General features: G+C 73.7%; 26 protein-coding genes. 12 read left to right on the top strand and 14 right to left on the bottom strand.

Annotated features, from left to right (window positions below):
• The first annotated feature begins 61 nt into the window (after positions 1-61).
• A complete protein-coding gene (gene hemQ / locus PSU4_RS17555; protein WP_147109604.1) occupies positions 62-757 on the top strand; it encodes a hydrogen peroxide-dependent heme synthase in 696 nt (231 codons plus the stop codon).
• Positions 758-981: 224 nt separating this feature from the next.
• Here the strand turns inward: hemQ and msrB are convergent, their stop codons facing one another.
• Together msrB and PSU4_RS17565 are read right to left on the bottom strand one after the other, a co-directional pair.
• Complete coding sequence (gene msrB, locus PSU4_RS17560) at positions 982-1,440, bottom strand: peptide-methionine (R)-S-oxide reductase MsrB (RefSeq protein WP_147109606.1); 459 nt, start codon at positions 1,438-1,440, stop codon at positions 982-984.
• 49 nt (positions 1,441-1,489) lie between these two features.
• Positions 1,490-1,801 carry a hypothetical protein gene (locus PSU4_RS17565; protein ID WP_147109608.1) on the bottom strand — a complete coding sequence of 104 codons (312 nt, stop codon included), beginning with the start codon at positions 1,799-1,801 and terminating at the stop codon, positions 1,490-1,492.
• 29 nt (positions 1,802-1,830) lie between these two features.
• Between PSU4_RS17565 and ligD the strand changes: the two genes are divergently transcribed.
• Positions 1,831-2,871 carry a non-homologous end-joining DNA ligase gene (ligD, locus tag PSU4_RS17570; protein ID WP_147109610.1) on the top strand — a complete coding sequence of 347 codons (1,041 nt, stop codon included), beginning with the start codon at positions 1,831-1,833 and terminating at the stop codon, positions 2,869-2,871.
• Between the two features lie 196 nt (positions 2,872-3,067).
• Positions 3,068-3,301 (top strand): hypothetical protein, encoded by a 234-nt coding sequence (locus PSU4_RS17575; RefSeq protein ID WP_147109612.1) that lies wholly within the window; start codon positions 3,068-3,070, stop codon positions 3,299-3,301.
• A 27-nt stretch (positions 3,302-3,328) separates the two neighbouring features.
• Here the strand turns inward: PSU4_RS17575 and PSU4_RS17580 are convergent, their stop codons facing one another.
• The 9 genes from PSU4_RS17580 to PSU4_RS17620 form a co-directional block, all read right to left on the bottom strand.
• Positions 3,329-4,732 (bottom strand): alpha/beta hydrolase, encoded by a 1,404-nt coding sequence (locus tag PSU4_RS17580; protein WP_147109614.1) that lies wholly within the window; start codon positions 4,730-4,732, stop codon positions 3,329-3,331.
• 283 nt (positions 4,733-5,015) lie between these two features.
• Positions 5,016-5,660 (bottom strand): Asp23/Gls24 family envelope stress response protein, encoded by a 645-nt coding sequence (locus PSU4_RS17585; protein WP_147109616.1) that lies wholly within the window; start codon positions 5,658-5,660, stop codon positions 5,016-5,018.
• Entirely contained in the window at positions 5,657-6,262 is a 606-nt protein-coding gene (locus PSU4_RS17590; protein ID WP_147109617.1) for a DUF6286 domain-containing protein, read from the bottom strand. The genes PSU4_RS17585 and PSU4_RS17590 overlap by 4 nt, the downstream gene beginning before the upstream one ends.
• Before the next feature lie 33 nt (positions 6,263-6,295).
• Positions 6,296-6,715 carry an Asp23/Gls24 family envelope stress response protein gene (locus PSU4_RS17595; protein ID WP_147109690.1) on the bottom strand — a complete coding sequence of 140 codons (420 nt, stop codon included), beginning with the start codon at positions 6,713-6,715 and terminating at the stop codon, positions 6,296-6,298.
• A gap of 5 nt (positions 6,716-6,720) precedes the next feature.
• Positions 6,721-6,900, bottom strand: coding sequence for a hypothetical protein (locus PSU4_RS17600; protein ID WP_147109619.1), 180 nt, complete (start codon positions 6,898-6,900; stop codon positions 6,721-6,723).
• Positions 6,897-7,190, bottom strand: a complete 294-nt coding sequence (locus PSU4_RS17605) for a hypothetical protein (RefSeq protein WP_147109621.1) — start codon at positions 7,188-7,190, stop codon at positions 6,897-6,899. The genes PSU4_RS17600 and PSU4_RS17605 overlap by 4 nt, the downstream gene beginning before the upstream one ends.
• Positions 7,187-7,522: an Asp23/Gls24 family envelope stress response protein gene (locus tag PSU4_RS17610; RefSeq protein ID WP_147109623.1), complete on the bottom strand. Its 336-nt coding sequence runs from the start codon at positions 7,520-7,522 to the stop codon at positions 7,187-7,189. The genes PSU4_RS17605 and PSU4_RS17610 overlap by 4 nt, the downstream gene beginning before the upstream one ends.
• 13 nt (positions 7,523-7,535) lie before the next feature.
• Positions 7,536-8,048 carry an Asp23/Gls24 family envelope stress response protein gene (locus PSU4_RS17615; protein ID WP_147109625.1) on the bottom strand — a complete coding sequence of 171 codons (513 nt, stop codon included), beginning with the start codon at positions 8,046-8,048 and terminating at the stop codon, positions 7,536-7,538.
• A gap of 111 nt (positions 8,049-8,159) precedes the next feature.
• Complete coding sequence (locus PSU4_RS17620) at positions 8,160-8,936, bottom strand: pyrimidine reductase family protein (protein WP_147109627.1); 777 nt, start codon at positions 8,934-8,936, stop codon at positions 8,160-8,162.
• Between the two features lie 201 nt (positions 8,937-9,137).
• Here PSU4_RS17620 and PSU4_RS17625 point away from each other — a divergent pair, with 201 nt between their 5' ends.
• The 4 genes from PSU4_RS17625 to PSU4_RS17640 are packed head-to-tail and all read left to right on the top strand — an operon-like array spanning position 9,138 to position 13,049.
• Complete coding sequence (locus tag PSU4_RS17625) at positions 9,138-10,181, top strand: FecCD family ABC transporter permease (RefSeq protein WP_373866069.1); 1,044 nt, start codon at positions 9,138-9,140, stop codon at positions 10,179-10,181.
• On the top strand, positions 10,178-11,293 hold the full coding sequence (locus tag PSU4_RS17630) for a FecCD family ABC transporter permease (RefSeq protein ID WP_147109629.1): 1,116 nt from the start codon (positions 10,178-10,180) through the stop codon (positions 11,291-11,293). Before PSU4_RS17625 ends, PSU4_RS17630 begins: the two co-directional genes overlap by 4 nt.
• Entirely contained in the window at positions 11,290-12,174 is an 885-nt protein-coding gene (locus PSU4_RS17635) for an ABC transporter ATP-binding protein (RefSeq protein ID WP_147109631.1), read from the top strand. Before PSU4_RS17630 ends, PSU4_RS17635 begins: the two co-directional genes overlap by 4 nt.
• Before the next feature lie 20 nt (positions 12,175-12,194).
• Positions 12,195-13,049, top strand: a complete 855-nt coding sequence (locus PSU4_RS17640) for a PPK2 family polyphosphate kinase (RefSeq protein WP_147109633.1) — start codon at positions 12,195-12,197, stop codon at positions 13,047-13,049.
• A gap of 7 nt (positions 13,050-13,056) precedes the next feature.
• Here PSU4_RS17640 and PSU4_RS17645 read toward each other — a convergent pair whose 3' ends face one another.
• Complete coding sequence (locus PSU4_RS17645) at positions 13,057-14,052, bottom strand: inorganic phosphate transporter (RefSeq protein ID WP_147109636.1); 996 nt, start codon at positions 14,050-14,052, stop codon at positions 13,057-13,059.
• A 1-nt stretch (position 14,053) separates the two neighbouring features.
• Entirely contained in the window at positions 14,054-14,689 is a 636-nt protein-coding gene (locus PSU4_RS17650; RefSeq protein WP_147109638.1) for a DUF47 domain-containing protein, read from the bottom strand.
• Positions 14,690-14,834: 145 nt separating this feature from the next.
• Here PSU4_RS17650 and PSU4_RS17655 point away from each other — a divergent pair, with 145 nt between their 5' ends.
• From PSU4_RS17655 to PSU4_RS17665, 3 genes are read left to right on the top strand one after another with little or no spacing between them, the layout of a single operon-like run.
• Positions 14,835-16,217, top strand: coding sequence for an FAD-binding oxidoreductase (locus tag PSU4_RS17655; RefSeq protein ID WP_147109640.1), 1,383 nt, complete (start codon positions 14,835-14,837; stop codon positions 16,215-16,217).
• A 2-nt stretch (positions 16,218-16,219) separates the two neighbouring features.
• On the top strand, positions 16,220-17,461 hold the full coding sequence (locus tag PSU4_RS17660; RefSeq protein WP_147109643.1) for an SAM-dependent methyltransferase: 1,242 nt from the start codon (positions 16,220-16,222) through the stop codon (positions 17,459-17,461).
• Between the two features lie 10 nt (positions 17,462-17,471).
• Entirely contained in the window at positions 17,472-18,908 is a 1,437-nt protein-coding gene (locus tag PSU4_RS17665) for a WS/DGAT/MGAT family O-acyltransferase (protein ID WP_147109645.1), read from the top strand.
• 58 nt (positions 18,909-18,966) lie between these two features.
• On the opposite strand, the gene PSU4_RS17670 is transcribed toward PSU4_RS17665, so the two are convergent.
• Positions 18,967-20,577 (bottom strand): thiamine pyrophosphate-binding protein, encoded by a 1,611-nt coding sequence (locus PSU4_RS17670; protein ID WP_147109647.1) that lies wholly within the window; start codon positions 20,575-20,577, stop codon positions 18,967-18,969.
• 17 nt (positions 20,578-20,594) lie between these two features.
• Here PSU4_RS17670 and PSU4_RS17675 point away from each other — a divergent pair, with 17 nt between their 5' ends.
• Together PSU4_RS17675 and PSU4_RS17680 are read left to right on the top strand one after the other, a co-directional pair.
• Complete coding sequence (locus tag PSU4_RS17675; RefSeq protein ID WP_147109649.1) at positions 20,595-21,116, top strand: pyridoxamine 5'-phosphate oxidase family protein; 522 nt, start codon at positions 20,595-20,597, stop codon at positions 21,114-21,116.
• Entirely contained in the window at positions 21,113-22,306 is a 1,194-nt protein-coding gene (locus tag PSU4_RS17680) for an FAD binding domain-containing protein (RefSeq protein ID WP_186817023.1), read from the top strand. The genes PSU4_RS17675 and PSU4_RS17680 overlap by 4 nt, the downstream gene beginning before the upstream one ends.
• Positions 22,307-22,342: the final 36 nt, after the last annotated feature.

The following is a 22,342-nucleotide window of genomic DNA, read 5'->3' on the forward strand; positions in this document are numbered from 1 at the left end:
CGGCGTGGCGCCGCCCACGGGTGCTGCCGACATCGCCGGCCGGCTCCGTAGACTCGGGGGCATGTCACGCCTCGACTACGCGCAGCTCAACGACACGATCCGCTACACCATGTGGTCGGTGTTCCGCGTCGAGGCCGGTCGGCTCGGCGACGACCGCGCCGGCGCCGCCACCCAGGCCACCGAGTTCGTCGAGGCCCTGGCGGGCAAGGGTGTCGTCGTCCGGGGCGTCTACGACCTCGCCGGTCTGCGCGCCGACGCCGACTACATGGTGTGGTGGCACGCCGAGACCGTCGAGGCCCTGCAGGCCGCCTACTCCGACCTGCGCCGCAGCACCGCGCTGGGCCGTGCCTCCGTCCCCGTGTGGAGCCAGACCGCGCTGCACCGGCCGGCGGAGTTCAACAAGAGCCACATCCCGGCGTTCCTCGCCGGTGAGGAAGCGCGGCGCTACGTCTGCGTGTACCCGTTCGTGCGCTCCTACGACTGGTACCTGCTGCCCGACGACGAGCGTCGCAAGATGCTCGCCGACCACGGCAAGGAGGCCCGCGGCTACCCCGACGTGCGGGCCAACACCGTCCCCGCCTTCGCCCTCGGCGACTACGAGTGGATCCTCGCGTTCGAGGCCGACGAGCTGCACCGCATCGTCGACCTCATGCGCCACCTGCGCGCCACCGAGGCCCGCCGCCACGTCCGCGAGGAGGTCCCCTTCTACACAGGCCCCCGCGTCGAGATCGGCGACCTCGTCAGCACCCTCCCGTAAGACCTCGAGCTCGACGTCAGCCTGGCTCCGAGACCTCCGGAACCAGGCTCAGGTCGAACTCGGCAGGGTGACGGTCAGACCTTCGTCCAGATGCAGCCCTTCTTCGCCGTCGCCGAGCCAGCGGCCTGGACGGTAGGCAGGTCGCCGACCTCGGGAACAGGGTTCGGTTCGACGTGAGGGCTCGGCGGCGGTCGCCGGGGAACCCTCACGTCGAACTCGGCGGGTCAGGACGTCGCGTCGGGCTCCAGCGTCATCGAGATCGAGTTGATGCAGTACCGCAGATCGGTGGGCGTCGCGTAGCCCTCGCCCTCGAAGACGTGACCGAGGTGGCTGTGGCAGTTGGCGCACAGCACCTCGACGCGGCGCATGCCCATGCTGGTGTCGACGCGCTCGATCACCGCCGCCGAGTCCTTCGGGCTGAAGAACGACGGCCACCCGCAGTGCGACTCGAACTTCGTCTCGCTGCGGAAGAGCTCCGCCCCGCAGGCCCGGCAGTGGTAGACGCCGACGGTCTTCGTGTCGGTGTACTCGCCGGTGAAGGGCCGCTCGGTGCCCGCCTGCCGGAGCACCTGGTACTCGGCGGGGGAGAGCTCGGCGCGCCACTGTTCGTCGGACTTGTGGACGGGAGCCTCGCCGAGCTCGGTGTCGGTGGTGGTTTCCTGGCCACGGCTGAACAGACCCATGCGTCCACGCTAACCCGTCGTGCAAGCTCGTGGAGGCCGCCTGGGAGGGTCAGCCGGACATGATCGTGAGGACGGCGGTCAGGATCGTCGTCGCCACGTAGACGACGCCGGCGAGCAGCAGCAGGACGACGAGTACGGCGGCCCAGCGCCGACCGCCTTCGGCGCGGTTGGCGGCGTCGGCGAAGTCGCCGACGCCGGTGAGGGAGGCCTCGACGGTGAAGGAGGGTTCGCGGCGCATCCGGTCGAGGTGGGCGGCGAAGGCCTGCACCTCGGGTTCGGCGGGGTCGAGGCCGAGGAGCTCGTCGTCGAACAGGCGTGACCGGCGGCCCGGGTCGGGCGGGTCGGTGTCACGCGGAGCCATCGCCCGAGGCTAGCGGTAGCGTCGCGGGCATGGCGGCCAAGACCGTGGTGCTGTTGACCGTGCCGGGGCCCGAGGGCGACCGGGAGGTACGCCTGACGAGCCCGGACAAGGTCTACTTCCCGGAGCGGGGGATCACGAAGCGGCAGGTCGTCGAGTACTACCTGGCCGTCGCGGAGCCGATGACGCGCGTCCTGCTGGACCGGCCGACGAACCTGAAGCGGTATCCCGACGGGGTCGACGGGGAGCCGTTCTTCGCGAAGCGCCTGCCGAAGGGGGCGCCGGAGTGGGTGCGGACGGCGCGGGTGACGTTCCCCAGCGGTCGGACGGCGGACACGTTCGCGCCGTCGGAGCCGGCCGCGATCGCGTGGGCGGCGAACATGGGCACGCTGGACTTCCACCCGTGGCCGGTCCGCGCGGCCGACACCGACCGTCCCGACGAGCTGCGCATCGACCTGGACCCGCAGCCGGGCACGGACTTCGCCGACGCGGTCGCGGTGGCGGCGGTGCTGCACGAGGTGCTCGACGAGGCGGGCCTGGTGGGCTGGCCGAAGACGTCGGGCGGGCGGGGCATCCACGTGTTCGCCCGGATCCGGCCGGAGTGGTCGTTCATCGAGGTGCGGCGGGCGGTGATCGCGATCGCGCGACGGGTGTGTGGCCGCGTCCCGGAGCGGGCGACGGTGGACTGGTGGAAGGAGGAGCGCGGCGAACGCGTCTTCCTCGACTACAACCAGGCGGCGCGGGACCGGACGATCGCGTCGGCGTGGTCGGTGCGGGGGCTGCCGCGGGCGACGGTGTCGATGCCGGTGACGTGGGAGACGCTGCCCGACGTGGCACCGGAGGACTTCGACGTGCTGACGGTCCCGGCCCTGCTGGAGCGTGACGGTGACGCGCACGCGGGGATGGACGACGCGGTCGGCGGGATCGAGACGGCGCTGGAGTGGTTCGCGGCCGACGAGCGCGACCGCGGGCTGGGCGAGCTGCCCTATCCGCCGGAGTACCCGAAGATGCCGGGGGAGCCGATGCGGGTGCAGCCGTCGCGGGCGCGTGCGGGCAGGGACGACGCCGGCTGAGCGGTCCGTTCGTCGTGTGCGGCGGGCATGTCGTCGCAGGTCGGATATGGGTTCGCTGTGTGCGGGCCCTGTTCTGCCGCAAGGGGTTCCCCGGATGAAGGAGCCTTCGGGCGAGGAGTAGTTTGCTACCCCACGTAGTCGGTTGGTCACGTCGCCGAACCGAATCCCAGCCGAACCAAAAACCGAGAGGGGAACGATGAGTCTCGTTGCGGTCCTTGCCGAGATGCCCGATCTGCTGGAGCGCACGATCAGTGAGCACGCTCCCGATCATCTCGGTCAGTGCCGCGAGTGCCGTGACTCGTCGGGTGTGTCGGCGCCGTGGCCGTGCATGATGCGCGAGATGGCCGACGAGGCCAGCGACATCCGCCGTGGCGGTCTGCCCGGCACCTACGGCGGGCGGCACCGCCCGCTGCGCTCCGTCCGCGTCTGACCGGTCACTGGGCCGCGAGGTCGGGGATCACGGCGGGCAGACCGTGTCGGCCCGTGGCATCTCGCCCTGCACGAGCATCCGGTCGACCACCCCGGTGACGCACGGGGTCCGCGGGTAGCTGCCGGTCCCGGTGCCCTGCCACGTCACGAGGCGTGCCGTTGTCAACGCGCCGGCGGCGCGGCGTACCGAATCGGCGCCGACCCGCGGGTCGTGGGCGGCGCCGAGGACGAGCATCGGCGGGGCGCCGGGGACGGGGCCCGGGCTGGGCAGGCCGGCGCCGGCGGGCCAGGGGGCGCAGGCCAGCAGCCGTGTCGCGAGCGGCGCCCCGAACAGCGGGTACGCGCCGGACCAGCGGGTGACGAGCCCGGCCACGTCGGGCGGGGTGAGCCTGCGGTTGGTGTCGTTGCAGGCCGTCGCGAGCGCCGAGTCGAACCGGCCCTCCCGGCCGAGGACGCTGTCGAGCAGGGCGAGCGTGCCCTCGGGCGCGCCGCGGCCCGCGTCGGCGAGGGCGGTGGTGAGCGCGGGCCAGGAGCGGGGCTCGCCGAGCGTCGCGACCAGGGCAGTGACGGTGACGCCGGCGGTGAGCCGCCGACCGTCGGCGGCGGGGAGCGGTCGGGTGCGCAGCGTCTGCAGCAGGTCGGTGACGGTGGCGCGCGGGTCCGCGCCGAGCGGGCACGTGCCGCTCGCGGTGCAGGCGGCGGCGAACGCGTCGAACGACTGCTCGGCGGCCGCGGCCCGGGTCTCGGTGACGTCGGGTTCGGCGGCGGCCGGGTCGGGGGGACCGTCGAGGACGAGGCGCCCGACGCTCGTGGGGTGCGCGCTGGCCCACAGGGTCAAGGCGGTGGCGCCGTCCCCGATCCCGATGGCGGACAGGCGGTCGACGCCGAGGTCCTCGCGGATCTGTTCGACGTCGGCGGCGGTGCCGGCCGTCGAGTACGTGGTGAGGGTGTCGGGCTCGGTGAGGTAGCAGTCCTGCACGACCGAGCGGGCGTCCTCGAGGACGGCGGCGAGGACCTGGTCGAGGGCCGCGCCCGGGGCGGCGGGGTCGCCGTCGAGGATGCCGAGCCGGGCGTCCTCGGGGGAGCAGTCGAGCAGGTCGGAGCCGCTGCCGCGGCGGTCGAGCCCGATCACCTGGTATCCGCCCAGGACCGCGGCGGAGACCTGCGTGGCGAGCAGCGTGCCGTGCCGTGCCGACGGGTCGGTGCCGCTGTCGCCGACGACGAGCAGCGGCGGCCGGTCGCGCGGCGCGTCGGTGGCGGAGGTGACGGTGACGCCGATACGGGTGACGCCGTGGCCGCGACGGGTGGGGTCGGTGGGGACGGTGACGTCGCCGCACTCGACGCGCAGCGCGACGCCGCCGGCCTGGGCGGGGTTGCCGAGGGAGCCGAGGGTGTCGGCGGTGCAGTCGGTGAGCCGGATCGTCGGGCGCATCGGTCCGGGTTGCGGGAGCGCGGACGCGGGTGCGGTCGAGGTCGGCGGTGGGGGTGGCGGGGCTACACCGTCGGCGCCGACGACGGCGACGGGTGGGCGTTGTGACGGCCCGACCGCGCAGGCGGCGGTGAGTGCGACCAACGCGGCGGCGACGACCGCACCTGCGACGCGGGCGCGCCGCCGTAGACCTGACACGCGCCCGTTCTCCCCTCACCGTGACTGCCGGTGCCAGCGTGCCCGACGCCCGGTGTGACGACGGTGAACGGGTCGGGGCGGGCGGGGCTCAGCGCACCCTCGGGCCCTCCGCGGTGTCGGCTTCGATGCGCACTGCGACGGGCAGGACCCGGCCGCCGAAGGCGTCGGTGGCGGCGGCCAGCACCTCCTCGGGGATGCGCCGGCACACCTCGGCGACGTCGGCGTCCTCGGCGAGCCACACGGTGAGCCGCAGGGCGGGTTCGCGCTCGTCACCGACCATGCGGGCCCGGGCGCGGGAGATGCCGGGCAGCGTGCGGGCCTGGCCGGCGACGGCCTCGGCGACCGCCGACGAGGTGACGACGACGGAGGTGTCGGGGCCGGCGTCGACGGCGAGGTCGGGGCGGCGTTCGGGGGCGAGGGCGCGGACCGCCCACACCAGCCCGGCGACGACGAGGACGACGCAGACGACGAGCGCGACGATCCGCGAGATCAGGGCCTGGGAGCGGAGGGCGTCGACGAGGATCGGGTCGAGCAGGGGGCGTTGGGCGCGGCCGCTGCCGAACACCCCGAACGCGAGCAGCGCGGTCCCGGCGCCGACGAGCAGGGCGATGAGGCCGATGAGGCCGACGACGCGCCGTTCGCGGCCGGCGGAACGGGCGACCGCGCGGCGCGAGCGGCGTTCGGCGCGGGGATCGGCGGCGGGGGCGGGGCCCACGTCGGTGGGCTGGCTCATCGCGGGCCGCCCAGTGCGCGGACGGACACGGCGACGCGGGGTCGGTGCGCGAGGGGCAGGTCGTCGAGCAGGGACTCGACGTCGGCGCGGACGGAGTCGGCGAGCCCCGGGGTGTCGGCGTCGGCGCGGGTGTCGGTGGGAGTCTCGGCCGGCCCGTCGGTCGACGGCGGGACAACCGTGCCCTCCCAGCCTTCGGCCCGCACGCTGACGGCGCGCCGCGACGCGGTGACGGAGGCGCCGGACACGGCGTCGGCGGCGCGGACCCGGCGGCCGACCATGCGCGCCAACGCCTGCGGCGACGTCGTGACGGTGACGTGCGGGGCGGGCGGGCGCAGCGGCACGTCGTGGCGGCGGGCGGCGAGCGCCGCGATCAGCAGCAGGAGCCCGACGACGCCGAGCACGATCCCGGTGATCTTCACCGGGGTGGTGGCCCACAGCTGCGTGTCGAGCGCACGCTGCCAGGCCCGCCACGGGACGAGCAGTCCGTCGCCGCCGCGTCCGGGCTGGAGCCACGCCGTGACGATCTCGACGACGCCCAGGACACCGACGGCGGCGAGGGCGAGGCCGAGCAGCGGCGCGAGGATGCGCACGAGCACGCGCACGGGGTCCTCCTCTCGATGGTTGCGACGGCGGGCTCAGCGCAGCCGCGGTGGCGGCGGCAGCCCGCGCAGGCCGGTCACGGTGACGGCGAGGGACCGCAGCCGGTAGCCGGTGAGCCGGGTCAGCTCCTCGGCGACGAGCCCGCGGACCTGGTCGACGACCCGGCGGACGGACCCGGGGTACTGCAGGGCCAGTTCGAGCCGGACGTCGACGTCGCCCGCGGGCCCGCCGACGCTGACCTTGGCGGCGGACCCGGCGTCGCCGACGTCGAAACCTGCGACGCGACGCTCGGTGCGCAGCGTCCCGGGCACCTGGTCGGCGTTGTACTCGACGATCTTGCGCAGCACGCTGGGCGCGATCTCGAGCCGGCCCCGGCCGGCGATCTCGGCGTCCGCGGCGGGGTCGGCGGCGGGGTCGGGCGGGGACGCCTTGGCGAGGTCCACCCCGGCGGACATCGCGCTCACCGGTCCTTGCCGCGGCCGAGGACGCCGCTGATGTCGAGGCGTCCGTCGAGCACGAGCCCGACGACCAGCCCCACCACGCCGACGAGCAGCGCGATGAGGAAGGCGCTGAACCCGCCGATCGCGCCGGCGGCACCGAGCACGAGGCCCGCGAGCAGGCCGGTCTGGGTGGCGTTCATGGAGCACTCCTGGTTCGAGAGGTGGAGCCGTCGGGTTCCGGGTCGGCAGCGAGGCGGTCGAGCCGGTCGCGGCGGTGCCGGCGCACGGTGCGCAGCAGGGCGACGGCGATCCGGGCGGGCAGCGGGACGTCGCGGACGAACACCACGTCGTCGGTGGCCGTGGGTTCCGGGGGTTCCGGGCGGGCACGCATCGCGGCGAGCCCCGCGACGAACGCGTCGGGGTCGCCTCCGCGGTCGGGATGGTTCTCGCGGACGAACGCCCGGTAGGCGGCCCGCTCCTCGGGGGTCACGACGGACCCCCACCGGGGAGCGCGGGGTCGAGCGCGATGTCGCTGACCGTGACGTCGACCGGGCCGGGGCGCAGTGCCGCCACGGCCGCGCGCAGCTCGGCCACGGCCTGCGGGATCGGCCGGCCCGCCCGCAGGACGACGGCGATCTCGACGGGCTCACCCGGCTCCCCGACCCGCACCCCGACGAGCCGGCGCCGCCCGGGCAGGTGCGTCGCGACCGCGCCGAACCGTCCGCCGTCGAGACGGACGACCGCGGGGTGCGCGGTGACGGCGGCCGCGAGCGCCTCGACGAGTGCGGCGCCGGGGTCGGGGCGGGCGGGGGTGTCGGTCACGTACTCGCTGCTCTCACTCGACGCGGGACACGACCGGGGCCGGGAGGTCCTCCGGGTTGTCGAGCTCGGGCAGGTGGATGTCGTTGACGGCGATGTTGACCTCGATGACCTCGAGTCCCGTCATCGACTCGACGGCGGTGATCACGTTGCGCCGCACCGCTCGTGCGAGCTCGCGGATGGAGGCGCCGTACTCGACGACGATGTCGAGGTCGATCGCGGCCTGCTTCTCGCCGACCTCGACCTGGACGCCGGCGATGTTGGCCGCGCCGGTGCCGCCGCCGGGGATGCGCTCGCGGATCGCGCCGAAGGCACGGGACACGCCGCCGCCCATGGCGTAGACGCCGGAGATCTCGCGGGCGGCGATGCCGGCGATCTTCTGGACGACGGACGCGGCGATCGTGGTGCGGCCCTGGCCGGTGTCCTCGGCGACGCGGGCGGGCGAGCCGGCGGTGGCGCCCGTGGCGGCGCCGCCGCCACGCGTCGTGGCGGTCGAGGTGGTGGTCGTGGGTGGGGTGGCCTCGGTCATCGTGGACTCCTCACGACTGCGGTCGGTGTCGCCGGGCGGGTGCCCGGCGGGCCGGTGTCTCCGGCGCACACACCCGATGGACGCCACGGCGCCCCCGGGCCTCACGCCGGATCACCCGATCGATGGATCGACGGCGGCCGGTCCGGTGCGGGTGTAGCGCAGCAGCAGCGCGTCGGGGGCGGTCAGCGCACCGGCGAGCGTGAGCCGGAGGTCGGCGGCGGGGCCGGTGGCGATGCGTCTCGCGGACCCCGCGAGCACCACGGGCGACAGCGTCAGGCACAGCTCGTCGACGAGCCCGGCTCTCGAGAGCGCCCCGAACAGCATCGGGCCGCCCTCGCACAGGACGCGGTGCAGGCCGCGCCGGCCGAGCTCGGCGAGCAGCGTCGCGGGCTCCAGGTCGGGGGCCTCGACGACGTCGGCGCCCGCGGCGCGCAGCGCGTCACGGCGGGCGGCGGGCGCGTCGGCGGTGGTGAGGATCACGGGGGCGACGGCGGTGTCGGTGAACAGCCGGGCGCCGGGGTCGAGGTCGGCCGAGGCGGTGACGACGGCGATCGGCGGCGGCAGGTCGCGTCCCACCGCGGGCCGGCGTGCCCCGCGGTAGTTCTCGGCGCGCACGGTGCCCGCGCCGACGAGGACGACGTCGGCGAGCCGGCGCAGCAGCCCGAAGACGACCTTGTCGGCGTCGGAGCCCAGCCCGGCGGACACGCCGTCGACGGTGACGGCGCCGTCGAGGCTCGACACGAAGTTGACCCGGACCCACGGGGTGCCGGCGCCCGAGGGGTAGGCGTAGTGCTCGAGGAGGGCGGCCTCGTCGAGTTCTGGGTCGAGTTCTGGGTCGAGATCGGCGGGGGACACGGGGAGCGGCCAGATGCGTCGCACGGTGACCATCCCAGCACCCGGTGCCGCCGGCTGTCGCGGCGGGAAGCGCCGCCGACCCCGGTGACAGTGACACAACAGCGAGGCACGGCTCTGTCATGCACAGGGTTGCCTCACCTATCGTGAGCCCGATCGGTGGGTGACCACCGGGCTCGTCGACGATCCCGCGGCGGGTCGAGGAGGAGTCCGACAGGGGGCCGGGGTGAACCCACGGTGACGACCGTCGCCACGCGGCCGACGAAGCCGCGTGCGCCGAGGTCGATGCGCAGCCGCCGGATCACCGGCCTGCTGCTGCTCGCGGTGCTGCTGGTGGTGGTGTGTCTCGCGAGCATCGCGGTCGGCGCCAAGGCGATCCCGCTCGACCACGTGTGGACGGCGCTGTTCAGTCCGACCGGCACCGAGGACGACGTCGTCGTCCGGTCGTTGCGCATCCCGCGCACGGTGCTGGGGCTGCTGGCCGGCGCCGCGCTCGGCCTGGCCGGTGCGCTGATGCAGGGCCACACCCGCAACCCGCTGGCCGACCCCGGCCTGCTCGGTGTCAACGCGGGTGCGGCGTTCCTCGTCGTCGTGGGCATCTACGTCTTCGGGATCGGTTCGCTCACCGGCTACGTGTGGTTCGCGTTCGCCGGGGCGCTGGGCGCGAGCGTCGCGGTGTTCCTGCTCGGCTCGACGGGCCGGGCCGGGGCGACGCCGGTCACGCTGGCGGTCGCGGGCGCGGCGGTGTCGGCCCTGCTGTTCGGGCTGACGTCGGCGGTCATCCTCACCGACGTCCGCACCCTCGACGCCTACCGGTTCTGGAACGTGGGCTCGCTCGCCGGGCGCGACCCGGTCATCGCCGCGCAGGTGGCGCCCTTCATCCTGGTGGGGGCGCTCATCGCGCTTGCCACCGCACCCGCGCTCAACGCGCTGTCGCTGGGCGACGACGTGGCCAAGTCCCTCGGGCACTCGGTGACCCGGACCCGGGTCCTGGGCGTCATCGCGATCACCCTGCTCGCGGGGGCGGCGACGGCGGCGTGCGGGCCGATCGCGTTCCTCGGGCTGATCGTGCCGCACGTCGTCCGGTCGTTCACCGGGCCCGACCACCGGTGGCTGCTGCCCGCGTCGGCGTTGTCCGGTGCGGTGCTGCTGCTCACCGCCGACGTCGTGGGCCGGGTCGTCGCCCGGCCGGGGGAGCTGCAGGTGGGGATCGTGCTGGCGCTCATCGGGGCGCCGTTCTTCATCGCGCTGGTGCGCCGCAAGAAGCTGGCGCAGCTGTGACCGCCACCGTGGACAAGCCGGCCGGGAAGCCGGGCCGGCGCCCGCCGGGGCTGGTCCCGGGGCGTGACCCGCTGCGCGTCGGCAGGTTCTCCGGGGTCTGGCGGCCGCGGACGGTCGTCGTGATGGCCGTGACCGCGGCGGTCCTGGTCCTCGGGGCCGCGCTCAACATCGGCCGGGGCGAGTTCCCGATCGGTGTCGGCGACGTGCTGGCCACGCTGTTCGGCGGCGGCGACCCCGCCCAGCAGTTCATCGTGCTCGACCTGCGGCTGCCGCGGACGCTGACGGGCGCGCTCGTCGGCGGGGCGCTGGCTGTGTCGGGGGCGATCCTGCAGGCGTTGGCGCGCAACCCGCTCGCGGCACCGGACATCATCGGCATCACCATGGGCGCGAGCGCCGCGGCCGTCGGCGTGATCGTCCTCGGCAGCGGTGTCAGTGCCTTCGCCGTCATCGCAGGCTCCGTGGGGCTGCCGATCGCGGCGCTGCTCGGCGGCCTGATCACCGCGACGCTGATCTACCTCCTCGCCTGGCGCAAGGGCGTGCAGGGCTTTCGGCTCGTGCTCGTCGGCATCGGGATGAACGCGATCCTGTACGCGCTGGTCAACTGGCTGCTGATCGCCGCCCAGGTCTACGAGGCGGCCCGCGCGCAGGTGTGGCTCAACGGGAGCCTCAACGCCCGCGGCTGGGAGCACGTCGTCCCGGTGGGGATCGCGCTGGCGGTCCTCGTGCCCGCCGCGTTGGTCCTGGCCCACCTGCTCGGTGCGCTGCAGTACAACGACGAGACCGCCCGGTCGCTGGGCGTCCGCGTCGACGGCGGCCGCACCGCGCTGCTCGCCGTGGCCGTCGGGCTCGCCGCGATCGCCACCGCCTCGGCCGGCCCGATCGCGTTCGTCGCGCTCGTGTCGCCGCAGATCGCGCAGCGGCTGGTCGGGGCGTCACGGCCGCCGATCGGGGCGTCGCTGCTCATCGGCGCGACACTCGTGGTGCTGTCGGACCTGTTGGCGCGCACCGCCTTCGGCACTGCGGAGCTGCCCGTCGGCGTCGTCACCGCCGTCCTCGGCGCCCCGTACCTGCTCTACCTGCTCGTCCGTCACGGCCGGGAGGCCCGAGTATGACCCAGACCGCCGGCAAGACCTCCGGGAACAACGGAGCCGCCCGTGACGTCACGAAGGAGCTCGGGGCCGCCGGTGTGCGGCTGCGCGCCGAGTCGGTGACCCTCGGCTACGGCGACCGCACGATCGTCCACGACCTCGACCTCGACGTCGTCCAGAACACGATCACGTCGGTCATCGGGCCCAACGGCTGCGGCAAGTCGACGCTGCTGCGCGCGCTCGGCCGCCTCCTCGTCCCCAGCAAGGGACAGGTGCTGCTCGACGGCAGGCGCATCGACAAGATGCCCACCAAGGAGGTCGCGACGATCCTGGGCATGCTGCCGCAGGCGCCGAACGCACCCGAGGGGCTCACCGTCGGCGACCTCGTCGCGCGTGGCCGCCACCCGCACCAGGCCTGGTACCGGCAGTGGTCGTCGGACGACGAGACGTCGGTGCACGAGGCGCTGGAGTGGACCAACATCGCCGACCTGGCCGAGCGCCCCGTCGACGAGCTGTCCGGCGGCCAGCGGCAGCGGGCGTGGATCTCGATGGCGCTGGCCCAGGGCACCGACCTGCTGCTGCTCGACGAGCCGACCACCTACCTCGACCTCTCCCATCAGGTGGAGGTCCTGGAGCTGGTGCGCCGGCTCAACCGCGACCTGGGCCGGACCGTCGTGATGGTGCTGCACGACCTGAACCTCGCGGCCCGCTACTCCGACCGGCTCGTCGCCATGCGCGAGGGCAGGATCATCGCCGCCGGCACCCCGGCGGAGGTCATCACCGAGCCGCTGCTCGCCGAGGTGTTCGGCCTGCACGCCAAGGTGATCCCCGATCCGGTGTCGGGCACCCCGCTCGTCGTCCCCATCGGGACGGCCGTGTCGGGGAGGATCGCCGCCGACGCCTGATGCAGCGCTATCGTGCGCGGATGGCGACGACGACGCGGTCCGCGCGCGAGACCTTCCGGGTGCCCCAGGGCGGCGTCGACCTGTCCGCGATCGACCCCGGCGCCACACCGATCGGCCCGCAGGGCAAGGGCAAGGCCGCGAAGGCGATGACCGAGCTGGGTGCCCGGCTCGACGCCCGCCAGGAGGCGCTGTACGCGGCCGCGGTGGGCGGGACGAGCCCGCGCGCGGTGCTGCTCGTCCTGCAGGGCATGGACACGTCGGGCAAGGGCGGGGTGATCAGCCACGTCGCCGGGCTGGTCAACCCGCAGGGGCTGCACATCGCGTCGTTCAAGCGCCCCACCCCCGAGGAGCTGGCGCACGACTTCCTGTGGCGCATCCGCAAGCAGGTCCCGCACGCCGGGATGATCGGCGTCTTCGACCGCAGCCACTACGAGGACGTGCTGGTCGTGCGCGTCGACGGGCTGGTGGGCGAGCCGGAGTGGCGCAGCCGCTACGAGCGCATCAACGCCTTCGAGGCCGAGTTCGACGAGCAGGGCGTCGCGATCGTGAAGTGCATGCTGCACATCTCCCCGCAGACGCAGGCCGAGCGGCTCGCCGCCCGCCTCGACGACCCGCAGAAGCACTGGAAGTACAACCCGGGCGATCTCGACGCCCGCGCCAAGTGGACCGACTACCAGGCCGCCTACGCCGACGCGCTCGCCCACTGCGACACCCACGCCGCGCCCTGGTACGTCGTCCCGTCCGACCGCAAGTGGTACCGCAACTGGGCCGTCGCGGCGCTGCTGGCCGAGACCCTCGACGCGATCGACCCGCAGTACCCGCCCGCCGACTTCGACGTCGAGGCGGAGAAGGCCCGGGTGCGCGCGGCGGTCTGAGACCGGCTCAGACCAGGAACAGGTGCAGCACCCAATAGGAGAGGGCGGCCATCAGCGCGGCCATCGGCAGCGTCAGGACCCAGGCGACGACGATGTTGCCCGCGACGTTCCAGCGCACCGCGGTCAGCCGCTTGGTCGCCCCGACGCCCAGGATCGACGACGTGATCGTCTGCGTCGTCGAGATGGGCGCGGCGAAGGCGAACGCCGTCGTGTAGAGCACGGCCGACGCCGTGGCCTCGGCGGCGAACCCGCGCGGCGGGTCGAGGTCGATGATCCGCCGCCCCAGGGTGCGCATGATGCGCCAGCCACCGGCGGCGGTGCCGGCCGAGAGCGCACCGGCCGAGATCAGGATGACCCACCAGGGGACGTCGAAGCCCTCGTGGTAGCCGCCGACGACGAGCGCCAGCACGATCACGCCCATCGTCTTCTGGGCGTCCTGCAGGCCGTGGCCGAGCGCCATCGCCGCCGCGGAGACGGTCTGGGCGTGCCGGAACCCGCGCGTGACGCGGTTGGGGCGGGCGTCCTTGAACAGCCACAGCAGCCCGATCATCACCAGGCCCGCGAGGACGAACCCGACGACCGGCGAGACGACCATGGGGATGACGACCTTCTCCACCACGCCGCCCCACTGCACGGTGCCGGCCGAGGCCAGCGCGGCCCCGACGAGGCCGCCGATCAGCGCGTGCGACGACGAGGACGGCATCCCGAACCACCACGTGATCAGGTTCCAGGCGATCGCACCGATCAGCGCCGCGAGCACGACGACGAGCCCGGCGGTGCCCTCGGGGGCGGCGATGATGCCCTTGCCGACCGTCGAGGCCACCGCGGTGCCCAGGAAGGCTCCGGCGAGGTTCATGACCGCCGCCATGACGAGCGCGGAGCGAGGGGACAGCGCCCGCGTCGACACCGAGGTGGCGATGGCGTTCGCGGCGTCGTGGAAACCGTTCGTGTAGTCGAAGCCCAGCGCGACGACGATCACCACGAGGATGAGCGCGAGCTCCACCTCAGGCCTCCTTGACGGCGATGCTCTCGACGGTGTTGGCCACCGTCTCGAACGCGTCCGCGGCCTCCTCGAGGGTCTCCACGACTTCCTTGATCTTCAGCACCGTCAGTACGTCGAGCGGGGTGACGTCGTCGTCGGGGGCGAGCAGGTCGCGCAGCAGCGAACGGTAGGCGGCGTCGCCCTCGTCCTCGAGGGAGTTGACGTGGACCCAGTACTCGCGCAGCGACTCCAGCTTCTCCAGCCCCGGCATGGCCTCGGCGGTCGAGATCGCGGCGCGCACCAGCACGTCGGTCTGCACCGCGATGCCTTTGGGCAGGTCGTCGAGACGGTAGAGCACGATCCGGTCGGCCGCCTCCTCCATCGCGTCGAGGACGTCGTCGAGCGAGGAGGCCAGCCGGTAGATGTCCTCGCGGTCGAACGGTGTCACGAAGACGGAGTTGAGCTTCACCATGATCTCGTGGGTGAGGTCGTCGCCCGCGTGTTCCAGGTCCTTCACCCGGGAGGCGAGTGCCGGCCGGGCCGCGGGATCCGCGGCGACCAGCTCGGCCAGTCCCTCCGCGGCGGCGACGATGTTCTCCGCCGCGCGCGTGAACAACGGGTAGAACCCTCGTTCATGTGGTGTCAACCGGAACGCCATGGGAGCGTTCTACCCGTGCCGTGTCGCGACGTTCCCGGCAGGTACCCCGAGCGACGGTGTCGCCGGACACGCGTGTACGACGCGCGGCCTCGACGAACGCGGAAGGGACGTGCACCGGCGGCGATTGCCGATTAGCGTCGCGACCATGAACTCCAGCGTGGCGTCGGTGAACCGGACCGATCATGCCGACGCCGTTGCTGACCTCGTCGAACGCTACCGTGCGGTGCCGCCGGGGCAGCGGGTCCGGCTCGGTAAGCCCTCGTCCAACCTGTTCCGTTTCGGTGGTTCGCGCCCGGATGTCCGTCTCCTGGACACGTCGCGGCTCACAGGTGTGATCGACGTCGACCCCGTCGCCCGCACCGCCGACGTCCAGGGCATGACCACCTACGAGGCCCTCGTCGACGCCACCCTGGCCCACGGGCTCATGCCGCTGGTCGTCCCCCAGCTCAAGACGATCACCCTCGGCGGTGCCGTCGCCGGGCTGGGGATCGAGTCGACGTCGTTCCGGCACGGCCTGCCGCACGAGTCGGTGCTGGAGATGGACCTGCTGACCGGCTCGGGTGAGGTCGTCACCGCCCGGCCCGAGGGGGAGCACGCCGACCTCTACGCCACGTTCCCCAACTCCTACGGCACCCTCGGCTACACCCTGCGGCTGTGCATCGAGCTGCAGCCGGTCGCGCCCTTCGTGCGCCTGACCCATCACCGCTTCGGGTCCGCGGCCGCGGCCGCCGCCGAGATCGAGCGGGTGTGCGACCTCGACGGTGCCGGCGCGGACGTCGACTTCGTCGACGGCACGGTGTTCGACGGCGGCGAGCAGTACGTCACGGTGGGACGGTTCGTCGACGAGCCGATGCCCGGCGCGCAGGTGTCCGACTACACCGGACAGCAGGTCTTCTACCGGTCGCTGCAGCAGCGCCCGGTCGACCACCTCACCACGCACGACTACATCTGGCGCTGGGACACCGACTGGTTCTGGTGCTCGCGTGCCTTCGGCGTGCAGAACCCGCTGGTGCGCAGGGTGTGGCCGCGCCGCTACCGCCGTTCCGACGTCTACCGCCGCCTCGTCGCGCTCGACCAGCGCCACGGTGTCACCAACCGGCTGGCCGACATCACACGGTCACCGCGCCAGGAGATGGTGATCCAGGACGTCGAGATCCCCGTCGAGAACCTGGACCGGTTCCTGGAGGTCTTCCACCGCGACGTCGGGATCTCGCCGGTGTGGCTGTGCCCGATCCGGCTGCGCGGCGAGCGCGAGTGGCCGCTCTACCCGATGGAGGCGGGCCGGCTCTACGTCAACGTCGGATTCTGGTCGACCGTCGACCAGGTGCCCGGACGGCCCGACGCGCACAACCGGCTGATCGAGGAGCTCGTTGCCGAGCTCGGCGGGCACAAGTCCCTGTACTCCACGGTGCACTACGACGAGGCCGAGTTCTGGCGCCGCTACAACGGCGACGCCTACCGGGCCGTGAAGGACCGCTACGACCCGGACGGGCGGCTGCCGGGTCTCTACTCGAAGGTGGTGGGCTGATCATGAGGGTGGCCGACGTACTCGGCAGGATCATCGGGCACGACGCGCCGATCCGGATCGTCGCTTACGACGGCAGCAAGTGTGGCCCCGACGACAGCGACGTCGCACTCCGCGTGGAGTCGCCGGCCGCACTGGCGCGGCTCGTGTCCGCGCCCGGCACGCTCGGGCTCGCCCGCGCGTACGTGACCGGTGAGATCGAGGTCGAGGGCGACCTCTACACCGCGCTGGACGCACTCGCCGACGTCGCCCTGCAGGGCATCCCGCGCAACGAGCAGTTCCGGCTGGTGCGCGAGCTCGCGCCGGTGTGGCTGCGCCACCGCAGGCCGGCCCCGGCGATCGAGGCGAAGCCGCGGGGGCGGCTGCACTCGAAGTTCCGCGACAGCCAGGCCATCTCGCACCACTACGACGTGTCGAACCGCTTCTACGAGTGGGTGCTCGGCCCGTCGATGACCTACACGTGCGCCTGCTACCCGACCGGCACCGCGACGCTCGAACAGGCGCAGGAGACCAAGTACGAGCTCGTCGCCCAGAAGCTCGACCTGCAGCCCGGCACGCGGCTGCTCGACGTCGGCTGCGGCTGGGGCGGCATGGTCCGCCACGCGGCGGCGCACCACGGCGTCCGCGCGCTCGGCGTCACCCTCTCGCGCAACCAGGCCGAGTGGGCGCAGGCCGAGATCGAGCGCCAGGGCCTCGCGCACCTGGCCGAGGTGCGCCACCTCGACTACCGCGACGTGCAGGAGTCCGGCTTCGACGCCGTCAGCTCCATCGGGCTCACCGAGCACATCGGCAAGGCCCAGCTGCCGTCGTACTTCCGGTTCCTCAACGCGAAGCTGCGTCCCGAGGGCCGGATGCTCAACCACTGCATCACCCATCCCTTCACCACCAAGCAGCGCCACATCGACCCGTTCATCGGCCGCTACGTGTTCCCCGACGGCCAGCTCGAGCCCGTCGGCACGATCATCACGGCGATGAACGACAACGGGTTCGAGATCCGCCACGAGGAGAACCTGCGCGAGCACTACGCGCGCACCCTCGCCGGCTGGGGCGACAACCTGGAGGCGCACTGGGACGAGGCCGTCGCCGAGGTCGGCCTCGAACGGGCCCGGGTGTGGCGGCTCTACATGGCCGCGAGCAGGCTCGGCTTCGACCGCGACAACATCCAGCTCCACCAGGTGCTCGGGGTCAAGCTGGGCGAACACGGCCGGTCGGGGTTCCCGCTCCGCGGGTGGAGGTCGGCCTCGTAGGCTGGTGATCGTGCCGGACCGACTGTCCCCGCTGGACGCGTCCTTCCTCTACATGGAACAGCCGACGACGGGCATGCACGTCGGCGGGGTGATGACGTTCCTGCCGCCGGAGGACGGGTCGGTGTTCGACGTCGACGCGTTCGTCCGGCTCGTCGGCAGCAGGCTGTCGCTGGTGCCGCGCTACCGGCAGCGGGTGCGCGAGGTGCCGGGGCGGCTGGGGCTCCCGGTCTGGGTCGACGACCCGGACTTCGACCTCAGCTACCACATCCGGCGCTCCGCGCTGCCCGCGCCGGGCACCGACGACGCCCTGCGCGAGCTGGTCGGGCGGCTGCTGAGCCGCCGCCTCGACCGGGACCGCCCGCTGTGGGAGCTCTACGTCGTCGAAGGGGTGTCGGGCGGGCGGTTCGCGCTCGTCACGAAGACCCACCACGCGATGGTCGACGGCATCGCGTCGATGGACATCGGTGCGTTGCTGCTCGACCGCACCCCGCAGCCGCGCGAGGTGCCCGACGAGGAGTGGGTGCCCGAGCGGGAGCCCTCGGGGATCGAGCTGGCGGCGTCGGCGGTCATGGAGAACCTGCGCCGCCCGCGCAGTGCGGTCGACGCGGCCGCCCGCGCGGTGGCCGACCTGCGCGCCGCCGTGACCACGGTGGGCCGCACGATGTCGGGCATCGCCGAGGCCACCCGCGGCGCGGCGCAGGCAGCGGGTCCGCTCGACGCCCTCAACCGCCCGATCGGTGAGCAGCGCCGCTACTCGATGGCCCGCACGTCGCTCGCCGCGCACCGCGCCGCGCGCAAGGCCCACTGCGCGGGCGGGGTCGGCACCGTCAACGACGTCGTCCTCGCCGTGGTGTGCGGGGCGCTGCGGTACTGGCTGATGACGCGCGGCGAGGCGCTGCACCCCGACACGACGATCCGGGCGATGGTGCCGGTGAGCGTGCGCCGCCGCCGCGCCGCCTCTGACGCGGCCGCCGAGGGCAAGCCGGGCGGCAACCAGATCTCGGCCTACTTCGTCGACCTGCCCGTGGGTCTCGACGAGCCTGCCGCGCGGCTGCACCGCATCGCCGAGCAGATGCAGGCGCAGAAACGCGGGGCCCACGACGCGGCGCCGACCGCGCTCGTCGGCCTCGCCGGGCTGATGTCGCCGCAGCTGCACAGCATGGGCGCGAAGCTGACCAGCCGGTTGTCGAGCAGGCTGTTCAACGTGCTGGTCACCAACGTGCCCGGGCCGCCGCGCCCGCTCTACGCGATGGGTGCGCGGCTGCAGGACCTGTTCCCGGTGGTGCCGCTCGCGCACGGCCAGGCCGTCGGGATCGGGGTGACGTCCTACGACGGCTCGGTCTGCTACGGCCTCAATGCCGACCGCGACACGATGCCCGACGTGAACGTGCTCGCCGAGGCGATGAACTCGGCGCTCGCCGAACTCCTGGACGACCAGCCCCTGTGAGCGGCGATAGTCGTTGTCGCGACTATTGCCGCTCACGACCGGCTGTTCACGATCGTGGTCAGCCCCTGGACACCCGCATGACGTGGGAGTATCCGGCCGGGTCGACCCGGGCGTCGAGCAGGAACGGGCCGTCGCCGCTGCCTGCGAGCGCCGCGCGGACTCCCGCGAGATCGCCGGCGACGGCCGAGCGGATGCCCATCCCGGCCGCGACCGCGGCGAAGTCGACGTCGGTGAACCGGACGGCGCCCGCGCCGCCCTGGCCCTCGCGCTGCTTGAGCTCGATGAGGGTCAGCGCGGCGTCGTCGAACACGACGACCGTGACGGGCAGGTTCAACCGGGCCAGCGTCTCCAGCTCCGCGAGCGTCATGCCCAGGCCGCCGTCGCCGACCATGCAGACGACGCGTTCGCCCGGCCGCGCCAGGGCCGCGCCGACCGCGGCGGGCAGCGCGTAGCCCATCGTCGCCAGGCCGTTGGAGATCAGGACCTGGTGCGGACGGTCCGCGTCGCACAGGGGCAGCACGGCGAGCATGTGGGCGCCGGCGTCGACGGTGACCTGGACCGGCCCGTGATGGTCGAGCACGGCGGTCGTGAGGTCGACCGGGTGCAGGCCGTCGCCGCGCGGTGCCGCCCGCAACGCGGCCCGGAACTCCTCGCGGCGGCGGGCCCCCGTACCCGGCTCCCACGCGGGCGCGGCCGCGTCGAGCAGCGCGGCCAGCGACGCCGCCGGAGGGCCCGTGACCGGTTCGGGGGCGCCGTAGAACTCGGTGTTCGTGTCGGGGCCGAACCCGGCGTCGTCGAGCAGCACGACGGGCGCCTCCCACGGCCACTCGCCCGGCATCGGCTCCACACCGTCGAGACCGACGCCGACGACGAGGTCCGCCTCGGCGAGCAGGCTCCGCTCGGGGCTGCCGTTGGTGTAGAGCCCGGCGGCGTCGGGTCCGCCCGTGCCGATCGTGCCGAGGCCCTGGTAGGTGGTGAGGACGGGAACGCCGGCGCCGTTAAGGACGGCACGCAGCGCGGCGGCGTGCCGCGGCGCTGAGCTGCCGAGCACGACGACCGGGCGGCGGCGGCCCCGGGCGGTCGCGACGGCGCGGTCCAGCGCGGCCTCGTCGAGCGGGGCGGGGCCCGGCACCGCGGGCGCGGCGTCACCGGGTACCGACGGGTCGAAGTCCAGGTGCACGGCACCGGGGCGCGGACCCGACGCCACCGCGCACGCGGCCGCGGTCACCCGCGCAGGGTCGGCCGCGCCGAGGATGCCGTTCCAGCGGGTCACCGGCGCGGCGACGGCGACCTGGTCGAGCAGTTGGTGCCCGATCCGCGCCCGGCGGTCCGCCGGCACGGTGTCGGACACGAGCACCAGCGGGGCCCGGTCGAGCGTCGCCTGTGCGAGCCCGTTGACCGCGCTGGTCAGCCCCGGCCCGCGGGTCACGACGGCGACCCCCGGCGTCGCGGTGAGCAGCCCGAACACCCCCGCCATGACGCACGCCGCGGTCTCCCCACGGGCGAGGGTGAAGCCGATACCGTGCTCGTGGGCCGCGCCGATCATCTCGAGGTTGGGTCCGCCGCCGGGCATCCCGAAGATCCGGCGCACCCCGGCCGCCGTGAGCCCCGCGGCCATGCCCGCCGCCGGGGAAGGGGCTGTGCGAGAGGGGGTGGCGCTGGTCGACATGGCCTTACGCTAACGCCATGACGATCAGTGTTGCTCGTTTCCTCGACGTCGCCGACGGGCTGCAGCCCGGCCAGTTCACCGTCGGCGACCACGACACCGTCGGTTCCCTCGCCGATCTCCCCGACGTCTACAAGCGGCTGCTCGACGAGCCCGTCACCGCGATCGTGTCGGTGACCGGCAACGACGGGCGCTCCAACCTCACCCCGGTGTGGTTCGACTACGCGGGCGACGTCGTCCTGCTCAACCTCGCCACCCACCGCAAGAAGGTCGGCTGGCTGCGGCGCAACCCCGAGGCGACGTTCCTGCTCATGAACCCGGAGAACACCTACCACTGGCTCTCGATCAAAACCACCGTCGCAGGCGAGATCTCCGAGGACGACCCCGAGGAGGGTCCCCGGGTCACCGCGCAGCTCGACCACATCTGGACGAAGTACACCGGCAACGAGCCGCCGTACGGGCTGCGCGACCCGTCGATCGACGAGCGCCGGGTGCTGTTCGAGCTGTCCGTCGACCGGGTCGCGACCTTCGGCAAGCCGTGACGCTCCCTTCGGTCGTCGTGGTCGGCGGGTCGCTGGGCGGGCTCAACGCCGCGCTCGCGCTCGCCGACCTCGGCTGTGACGTCCGGGTGTTCGAACGCTCGGCGTCGGCGCTGCAGGCCCGGGGCGCGGGGATCGTCGCGCTCGACGAGACCCTGCGCTGGTTCACCGGACGCCCGGGCGTCGACCCGGAGTCGTTGTGCAGCTTCACCTCCTGGGTGCGGTTCCTCGACCCGTCGGGCGGCGTCGTGCACGAGCGGTGCCACCGCAACAGGTTCTCGTCGTGGAACACGATCTACCGGGCGATGCTGGAGGACTTCGCGTCGCTCGCCCCGGGCCGCTACGGTCTCGGCCGCGAGGTCACGACCGTCACGCCCGACGGCGACGGCGTCCTGGTGACCGACGCGGCGGGGGTGACGACGCGGGCCGACCTCGTCGTCGCCGCCGACGGCATCACCTCGCCGACCCGCGCGGCGCTGCTGCCCGACGTCGCGCCCCGCTACGCCGGCTACGTCGCGTGGCGGGGGACCGTGCCGGAGGCGGAGCTGCCGGAGAAGGTGTTCGCCGAGCTGCGCGACGCGATCACCTATCAGGTCCTCGCCGACAGCCACGTCCTCGTCTATCCGATCCCCGGCCCCTCCGGGTCCGTCGTGGCGGGGGAGCGGCTGATGAACTTCGTCTGGTACCGCAACGTCGCCCCCGGTCGTGTGTTCGACGACGTGATGACCGGTGTCGACGGCCAGGTCCGGTCGGTGTCGCTGCCGCCGGGCGCGATGCGCCCCGAGCACGTCGACGCGCTGCGCGGCGACGCCCGGCAGCTGCTCGCACCCGTGATCGCCGACGCGATCGAGGCGGTCGCGGAGCCGTTCGTGCAGGCCGTCTTCGACATCGAGGTCCCGCGGATGGCGTTCGGCCGGGTGTGCCTGGCGGGCGACGCGGCGTTCGCGGTCCGGCCGCACGCGGGCGCGGGCACGGCCAAGGCCGCGGCCGACGGCTGGGAACTCGCCGCCCGGCTGGCCGCCCACCCCGGCGACCTCGACGCGGCGCTGGCCGACTGGGAACGCACCCAGCTGGGGGTGGGTCGCGCACTGCTGGCCCGCTGCCGCGAGATCGGGGACTCGTCGCAGGTCACGGGCACCTTCACCCCGGGCGACCCGGCTCTGTCCTTCGGCCTGCGCGGCCCCGGCACCTGACGACCCCTGTGAGTGGCGATGGTCGCCATGGCGACC

This window comes from Pseudonocardia sulfidoxydans NBRC 16205 (genome assembly GCF_007989085.1).
Taxonomy (GTDB): domain Bacteria; phylum Actinomycetota; class Actinomycetes; order Mycobacteriales; family Pseudonocardiaceae; genus Pseudonocardia; species Pseudonocardia sulfidoxydans.